Source organism: Actinocrinis sp. (genome assembly GCF_035650855.1).
GTDB lineage: Bacteria > Actinomycetota > Actinomycetes > Streptomycetales > Catenulisporaceae > Actinocrinis.
Genome location: NZ_DASRGV010000228.1, coordinates 1 through 8,616, shown reverse-complemented (window position 1 = coordinate 8,616; position 8,616 = coordinate 1). Strand labels below are relative to the sequence as shown.

4 protein-coding genes are annotated in these 8,616 nt (G+C 68.8%); 3 read left to right on the top strand and 1 reads right to left on the bottom strand.

Features of this window, described 5'->3' with window-relative positions; all coding sequences use genetic code 11:
- Positions 1 to 2,651: discoidin domain-containing protein (locus VFB40_RS16815; protein WP_324851682.1), on the top strand; the 2,651-nt coding region annotated here is incomplete at its 5' end.
- 73 nt (positions 2,652 to 2,724) lie between these two features.
- Here the strand turns inward: VFB40_RS16815 and VFB40_RS16810 are convergent.
- On the bottom strand, positions 2,725 to 5,220 hold the full coding sequence (locus VFB40_RS16810; RefSeq protein WP_324851680.1) for a glycoside hydrolase family 3 C-terminal domain-containing protein: 2,496 nt from the start codon (positions 5,218 to 5,220) through the stop codon (positions 2,725 to 2,727).
- A gap of 487 nt (positions 5,221 to 5,707) precedes the next feature.
- Between VFB40_RS16810 and VFB40_RS16805 the strand changes: the two genes are divergently transcribed.
- Both VFB40_RS16805 and VFB40_RS16800 read left to right on the top strand, forming a co-directional pair.
- Positions 5,708 to 6,736, top strand: a complete 1,029-nt coding sequence (locus tag VFB40_RS16805; RefSeq protein ID WP_324851678.1) for a LacI family DNA-binding transcriptional regulator — start codon at positions 5,708 to 5,710, stop codon at positions 6,734 to 6,736.
- 272 nt (positions 6,737 to 7,008) lie between these two features.
- The coding region (locus VFB40_RS16800; RefSeq protein WP_324851676.1) for an ABC transporter substrate-binding protein at positions 7,009 to 8,616 on the top strand (1,608 nt) is incomplete at its 3' end.

Sequence of the window (8,616 nt, the reverse complement as noted above, 5' to 3'; positions counted from 1 at the left end):
ACTCGACGACGACGGGCACCGGCGGGACGCAGACGTTGAGTGTGAGCGGTAGCGGGCGCTACGTGCGGATGTACGGCACAGCGCGGGCAACCGGCTACGGCTACTCGCTGTGGGAGTTCGAAATCTTCGCCGGCAGCGGCGGCGGAGGCGGTAGCCCGTCGCCGTCACCGAGCCCGACCGGTTCGCAGCCGGCCTGGTCGACGGTCTGGAGCGCCAACCTGTCCGGCGCCGCGAACACCGCTCCGCCCTCGACCGACTGGATCGAGGACACCGGCACCAGCGCACCCGGCGGCCCGGCGAACTGGGGCACCGGCGAGGTCGAGACCATGTCGAACTCGACCGGCAACGTCTACCTCGACGGCGCCGGCCACCTGAACATCACCGCCCTGAACAACAACGGCGCCTGGACCTCCGGCCGCATCGAGTCGCAGCGCAGCGACTTCGCCGCGCCGGCCGGCGGGATGCTGCAGATCTCCGCCTCGATCAAACAGCCCAACCCGGTCAACGCAATCGGCTACTGGCCCGCGTTCTGGACGCTCGGCGCGGGCGACCGGACCGGCGGCACCTGGCCGGCCGTGGGCGAGTCGGACATCATGGAGTCGGTCAACGCGCGCAGCCAGGTCTCCGGCACGCTGCACTGCGGCGTCGCTCCAGGCGGCGCCTGCAACGAGTTCAGCGGACGTGGCAGCGGCCTGATTTACTGCGCAGGCTGTCAGACCTCGTACCACACCTACTCGGAGATCATCGACCGCACCAAGTCCGACGAGCAGATCCGCTGGTACGTCGACGGCCAGCAGTTCTGGCAGGTCAGCGAATCGCAGGTGGGAGTCGCGACCTGGCAGGCCGCGGTGGACCACGGGTTCTTCATCATCTTCGACCTCGCGATGGGCGGCTCCTTCCCCAACGCCGACTGCGGCTGCACCTCGCCGAACGTGCAGACCTCTTCCGGCGGCACGATGAGCATCGCGTCCGTGACCGTGCAGCAGGCGACCGGTACTGCGCCCCCGCCGCTGACCACTCCGACGGCTCCGGCGAGCAACCCGAGCGTCGTGAAGGTCATCGGCTCGCAAGGCAATTGGAGCCTGTCGGTCAACGGCGCGCCGTACTACATCAAGGGCGTGACCTACGGCCCGCCGACCGCGGCCGCGAGCACCTACCTTCCCGATCTCGCATCAATGGGCGTGAACACGGTGCGTACCTGGGGCACCGACGGCACGACACAACCGTTGCTGGACGCGGCGAACACCAGCGGCATCAAGGTGATCAACGGATTCTGGCTGAATCAGGGCCAGGATTACGTCAGCGACACGACGTACAAGACCAACACGCTCAACACGATCATCCAGTACGTCAACCAGTACAAGAACAACGGCGCGGTGCTGATGTGGGACGTCGGCAACGAGGTGCTGCTGACGTTGCAGAACACATACTCGGGCACCCAGCTCGAAGCCGAGCGCAACGCCTACGCCCAGTACGTCGAGCAGGTCGTGCAGGCCATCCACGCGGCTGACCCGAACCATCCGGTCACCTCGACCGACGCCTGGGTCGGCGCTTGGCCCTACTACAAGGCGAACACGCCGGACTTGGACCTGCTCGCGGTCAACTCCTACGGCGCCGTGTGCAATGTTCAATCGGCCTGGAACAGCGGCGGATACACGAAGCCTTACATCGTCACCGAGTCCGGTCCGGCCGGCGAATGGGAGGTGCCGAACGACGCCAACGGTCTGCCACAGGAGGACACCGACGAGGCCTCGGCGGCCGGATACGCGAGCGCCTGGAACTGCATCACCGCAGCCAAGGGTGTCGCCCTCGGCGCTACGCTGTTCAACTACGGGCTCGAAAACGACTTCGGCGGCATCTGGTTCAACCTGGTCACCGGCGGCTGGCGGCGGCTCTCCTACTACACCGTCAGCAACATCTACGGCGGAACGGTCACGGCGAATCAGGCCCCGGTCATCGCGAGCATGACCGTGAACAACGCCTCGGCCGTGCCCGCCGGAGGAACCTTCACAGTCAACGTCAGCGCGAGTAGCCCGATCGGCGCGCCACTGCGCTACGGAGTGAACCTGAGCAGTAAATACATCGACTCCGGTACGGCTCTGCGCGGGGCGACCTTCACCGCGAACAGCGGCACACTCACCATCACCGCTCCACGCACCATCGGAGTGTGGAAGGTGAACGTGTACGTGTACGACGGCCAAGGCAACGTCGGCATCCAGACCGCGTCGTTCAAGGTCGTGCCGCCGACCGTGAACGGCACGAACGTCGCGCGGGGCAAGCCGACCACCGCGTCCTCGTATCAGAGCACGGGCACCGGCGCACCCTTCCCGCCGAGCAACGCGACCGACGGGAACCTCGCCACCCGCTGGGCCACTGACTGGAGCGACCCGCAGTGGATCCAGGTCGACCTCGGCCAGACGACGACGATCAAGCACGTCCAGCTGGTCTGGGAGAACGCCTACGGTCAGGCCTACCAGATCCAGACCTCGAACGACGCCGCGAACTGGACCACGATCTACTCGACCACGACCGGCATCGGCGGAGTCGACGACTTCGACGTCAGCGGCTCGGGACGGTACGTGCGCCTGTACGGCACCGCGCGCGGGACCACGTTCGGCTATTCGTTGTACGAGTTCGGGATCTACTCGTAAAGGCAGCATGGAACCGGGCCGCCGGTCGCGTAATCGCGGCCGGCGGCCCCGGTCTTTGGCTGTGTCCGCTGTCTCAGTCCACGGCGATGGTCGCCGCGAGAGGCAGGCTGCCGGCCGAGTTTCCGGCCAGGACGGTGAACTCACCCGGTTCGGTACCCCAGCACCGCGCCGAAACGGACCAGTGCTGCAGCGCCCTCGGCTCAATCGCCACCGGCACCGTCACCTCCTCGCCGGGCTGCGCCTCCACGAGTGCGTATCCGGCCAGCCAGCGCACGGGCCGGTCGAGCGCGCTCTCCGCCCGGCTCAGATACACCTGAACGACCTCTCGGCCCGTTCTGCGGCCGCTGTTTCGCACCGTCACCTGCACGGTGAACGGCTGGCCGTGCTCGACTTTCCGCGGCACGCAGACGCCTTCGTAACGCCACGTGGTGTAGCCCAGCCCGTGGCCGAACCAGAACAGCGGGGGATTCCGCACCCCGTCAGCACTCTGAGCATCAGATCGCTGCGAACGTAGCCACGCGCGGTAGCCGATGTGCAGGCCCTCTTCGTAGTCGAGCACGCCCTCGACCGGCGCCGTGTCCAGGATCGGCACGTCGGCCGCGGCCGCGCCCCAGGTCGTCGGCAGCCGGCCGGTCGGCTCCGCGGCGCCGAAGAGCACGTCCGCGATGCCGTCGCCGGCCTCCTGCCCCGGGAACCAGGTCAGCAGCACCGCCGGCACGTCCTCCAGCCATGGCAGCAGCACCGGCCCGCCCGAGTTCACCAGCACGACGGTGCGCGGATTGACCGCCGCGACCGCCGCCACCAGCTCGTCCTGCCGTCCGGGCAGCCCGAGCTCGGCGCGGTCGAAGCCCTCGCTCTCGATCTCGTCCGTCGTGCCGACCACCACGATCGCCGCGTCGGCGGACTTCGCCAGCGCGACGGCCGCCGCGAGTTCGTCCTCGCTGTCGCGGCGCGGCGGATCGGCGGTCAGCGCGACCGCCAGCCCGGTCGTGGGGGAGAGGCGGCGGCGTGCCACCAGCTCGACGGGTGCGCCGGGCCGGGTGTCGAGTGCCGCCTGGCGGAAGGAGGGCGAGACGTGCACGTACGTCGGGTCGTCCGATTCCGGCTGCACGAGTTCGTCGATCAGCACTCTGCCATCGGCGCTCAATGAGACCTCGCCGAGGCCGACCACGCCGACCTTCCACGTGCCGCCGACGTCGGGTAGGAAACGGGCGCTCACCTCGACGAACTCGGCGTCCAGCGACGCGGCGTCGACCGAGGGCTCTAGGATCCGGCCGCTCAGCCGCCGCTCGCTGTGCACCTCGGCGCCCTCGGCATTCAGGTACCGGACGCGGACGCCGGGCTCGCCGGTCAGCGGATCGATCGAATTCTGCGGCGTGAGCGGAGTCGGCCGAACCGATACGTGCACGCCGGCCGCGTATTCGATCTTTGCGATATCGGCCAGGGCCGCACGGATGCCGTCGAGGGGCGTGACCGTCGCCGCGGGGAAGACGCTGGCGCTGCCGCCGCCCTGGATGCGCGCTGTCGCGGCATTCGGGCCGATCACGGCGACGCTACGCAGATCCGCACGGTCGAGTGGCAGCAGGTTCTCCTCGTTGCGCAACAGGACACTGCTACGAGCGGCAGCGTCGCGCAACAGGGCACGAGCCTCGGAAGCCGACAACGGGTCGCAGTCGCGTGTGCTGTCGGGCGTGGCGCGGTCCGCGGTATCGAGCGCGCCGACCCGCTGCGCGAGCCGGAAGATCCGGCGCAGCTTCTCGTCGATCGCCGACTCCGGGACCAGTCCGTCGCGCACGGCGGCCAGCAGCGGCTCGCCCCAGTGTGCGTTGGGACCGGGCATCGCGAGATCCTGCGACGCGAGGGCGGAGTCGACCGTCGAGCGCACCGCGCCCCAGTCCGAGATGACCATGCCGTCGAAGCCCCACTCTCCCTTCAACGGCTCGGCGAGCAGCGGATTCTCGGACATGGTCGTGCCGTTGACCGAGTTGTACGCCGACATCACGGTCCACGCGCCCGCGGCCACGGCCGCCTCGAACGGCGCCAGGTACACCTCGCGCAGTGTGCGTTCGTCCAGGCGCGCGTCGAGGGTGAGCCGCTCGGTCTCGCTGTCGTTGGCCACGTAGTGCTTCGCGGTCGCGGAGACTCCGCCGCTTTGCACGCCCCTGATATACGCCGCGCCGATCCGGCCGGTGAGCAGCGGATCCTCGGAGAAGCACTCGAAGTGGCGGCCGCCTGCGGGGGAGCGGTGCAGGTTCAGGGTGGGGGCGAGCAGCAGGTGCACGCCCTTGCGGCGCGCCTCGCCGGCGAGTACTCGGCCAAGCCGCTGCACCAGCTCCTCGTCCCAGGTGGCGGCCATCGCGGTCGCCGAGGGCAGCGCGAGTGCGGTGTCCCGCTCGTCCCAGCGCTCGCCGCGCACGCCGATCGGCCCGTCGGAGGCCACCATCGCGCGCAAGCCTGCGGCGGGCTCGGCCGCGGTGCGGAACACCGACGCGCCTGACAGCAGTCTGATCTTCTGTTCCAGGGTCAGCGCGGCGATCCGCTCGTCGAATTGGGTGCTGAGATCGCTCACAGCCGGGTCATGGCGCGCGGGTCGGGGCGCGGACCCCAGTCCCTGCCCACTCCCGTCAGAGCCTTCTTCGCCCCAGTACCCCGGGTGCTCTTCTCCCGAGTACCCCGACTGATCTTCGGCCGAATCTCCCGAGTCTCCTGCGCCCTCCCCATCGAGTCGGTCGCCGTCCTGCGCGCCCAGCATCCGCGTCCCTTTCCTCCCGGTCCCGCCCGGCCCGTTGGAGAGCGCTCTCCCTCGTGCAGGTTCCCGGTCCGCGCGGGCCGCTGTCAAGGGGCCGGGCGCGGCTTCCGGAAACGTTGCCGAATCCGCACACCGTTACCTGGCCGTAGTGTTCGGGGTCTTGACTGGATTGCCGCGGCCCTGTTTCATACAGGCCACGGAACCGGTTCCGGAATCGGTTCCGGGCTCGGCCCGGACCGTCCGGAAGCGCGATTGCGCAGGTCGAGCGCGCTCAAAACCCTGACAACGAGGTGAGGAGGTGACCGCCGTGCCGATCACGATGGCCGACGTCGCCGCCCGCGCCGGCGTCAGCAAGACCACGGTCTCCCGGGTGCTCAACGGCAAGGGCGAACTCGACCCGTCGACCGCGGCGCGGGTGCGCCGGGTCATCCAGGAACTCGGGTACGTGCCGAGCGCCGGGGCGGTAAGCCTGGCCCGCGGGCGCACCCGTGTGCTGGGCATGCTGGTCCCGTCGCTCAGCTGGCCGTGGATCGGCGAGGTCCTGCAGGGCGTCGCGGACGCGGTCGAGGAGGAGGGCTACGGCCTGCTGCTGTTCAGCTGCAGCAAGGGCGAGCACTCGCTGCAGCGCTTCGCGTCGCAGGCCTCTGCCAAGTCTTTCGACGGGCTGCTGGTCATCGAGCCCGAGGGCACCCTGGAGTTCATCACGGGACTGCACCGCGGCGGCCTGCCGGTCGTGCTCATCGACGACCGCGGCCACCAGCCGGAGTTCCCCTCGGTGGGCACGACCAACCGGGCCGGCGCGCAGGAGGCCGCGCGCCACCTGCTGGCGATCGGCCGCACCCGGCCGATCGTGGTCAGCGGCCCGGAGGAGCTGGGCTGCACCCAGGAACGGCTGGCCGGTTTCGCCGAGGTCTACGCCGAGGCCGGGCTGCCGCTCGAGCCCTGGCGGGTGGTGGACGGCGACTTCAACTTCGAGGGCGGACACGCCGAGATCAGCAGGCTGCTCAAGGCCGGCCGGCTGTTGAAAGCGACCGACCCGGGGTTCGACGCGGTGTTCGCGCACAACGACCTGTCCGCGGCCGGAGCGATCCAGGCGCTGCGCGAGGCCGGACTGCACGTGCCGAAGGACGTGGCCGTCGTCGGCTTCGACGACGTACCGCAGGCTTCGTACACCGACCCGCCGCTGACCACGGTGCACCAGCCGCTACGCGAGATGGGCGAGACCGCGGCCCGCGCGCTCATGGGCCACTTCGACGGAACTCCGCTGACCGTCGACCCGATCGTCCTGCCCACCACGCTGGTCCTCCGGGGCTCCACCACGGCGCACAGCGCGTAACACGGCACGACCCGTTACACAGCAAGCTGATACACCCGCACAGCACGACCACCAACACCGCACGCAGCACCGCGACAACCGCACGACCGATCCGAACGCTCGAATCCACTGCTCCGCTCAGCAACGCATGACAAGTCAGGCGGGGACGCGCCAACGCCCCCACCCGACCCGTCACACACCGCTTCCGGCGCGTGCCAGGCGCCGAGGCGGCAGCCCCCATCCGTACGGCGAGCCGCACTCCACAGTGACAAGCCACGTCGAAATGAGGACCCATGCGTGTGAACCGCTCAATCACCGCCTTCCTCGCGGGCAGTATGGCCTTGGCCACGCTGACCGCGTGCGGCGGCAATTCGTCGGGTACATCGAACGGCGGCAAAACGAGCGCGTCCGGTGTTCTGAACATCAGCATGCCCGACGGAGCCTCCGAAAAGGATAACAACAACCCCTACCTGGCCACCTCGGCGTCCTCGCACCTGGGCTACCGGTACGTCATCTACGAGCCGCTGGCGATGGTCAACCTGACCGACCCGAACTCGAAGCCGACCCCGTGGCTGGCCACCGCGTGGAACTTCTCCACCGACTACAAGTCGGTCACCTTCACCGTGCGCGACGGGGTCAAGTTCTCCGACGGCTCCGCGATGACGCCCGACGACGTGGCCTACTCGTTCTCGATCCTGAAGCAGTACACGGCGCTGAACTCCAACGCGCTGCCGATCAACACCGTCAGCGTCTCGGGCAACCAGGTGACCGTCACCTTCACCCAGTCCGTGTACGTGATCCAGGCCAAGGTGCTGTCCACCTTCGTCGTGCCGAAGAAGATCTGGTCGGCGATGAAGGACCCGACGACGGACACCGTCACCAGCCCGGTCGGCACCGGCCCGTACGCGCTCAAGACCTTCACCCCGCAGACCATCACGCTCGACGTGCGCAGCAGCGGGTACTGGCAGGCGTTGCCGAAGGTCGGCGAGCTGCGCTACAGCACCTACACCGGCAACGACACCGAGACCCAGGCGCTGGTGACCGGCGCGACCGAGTGGAGCTACGTCTTCATTCCGGACGCCAAGACCGTCTTCGCCGGCCGCGACCCGCACTACAAGCTGTGGTTCCCGCCGTCGCTGAGCGCGGACGGCCTGTGGTTCAACACCACGGTCAAGCCGTGGGACAACCAGTACCTGCGCCAGGCCGTCGGCATGGTGATCAACCGGGCTGACATCTTCAACGAGGGTGAATCAGGCTACTTCAAGCCGGAGATCGACAACGTCACCGGACTGCCCTCGCCCGCCGGCGACACCTTCGTCTCCGCGCAGTACAAGGGCGTCAACGGCCAGAAGACCGCCGCCGACGCGAAGGCCCTGCTGACCGCGCACGGCTTCACCTACAACGGCAGCACCCTGATGGACGCGAGCGGCAAGGCGGTCACCCTCGCGCTGACCGACCCGGCAGGCTGGAGCGACTACCAGACCGACCTGTCGATCATCTCGGACAACCTCAAGTCCATCGGCATCGCCGCCACCATCGACAAGGCCGACACCGACGCCTGGTTCAGCAACATCGCCAGCGGCAAGTTCCAGGCCGCGATGCACTGGAGCAACGGCGGATCCACCCCGTACGACATGTACGAGAACATCATGGACGGCGCGGACCTGGTGCCGGTCGGCCAGGCGGCGAACTCGGGCAACTACGGGCGCTTCAACAGCCCGCAGGCGACCGCGGCGCTCAAGGACTACGCGAACGCCACCGACGACGCCACCCGCACCACCGCGCTCGACACGCTGGAGCAGATCATGGCGCAGCAGGCGCCCATGATCCCGACCTCGGCCGGAAACTACGGCGCCGAGTACTCCACGAAGCACTGGACCGGCTGGCCGGACGATGCGAAC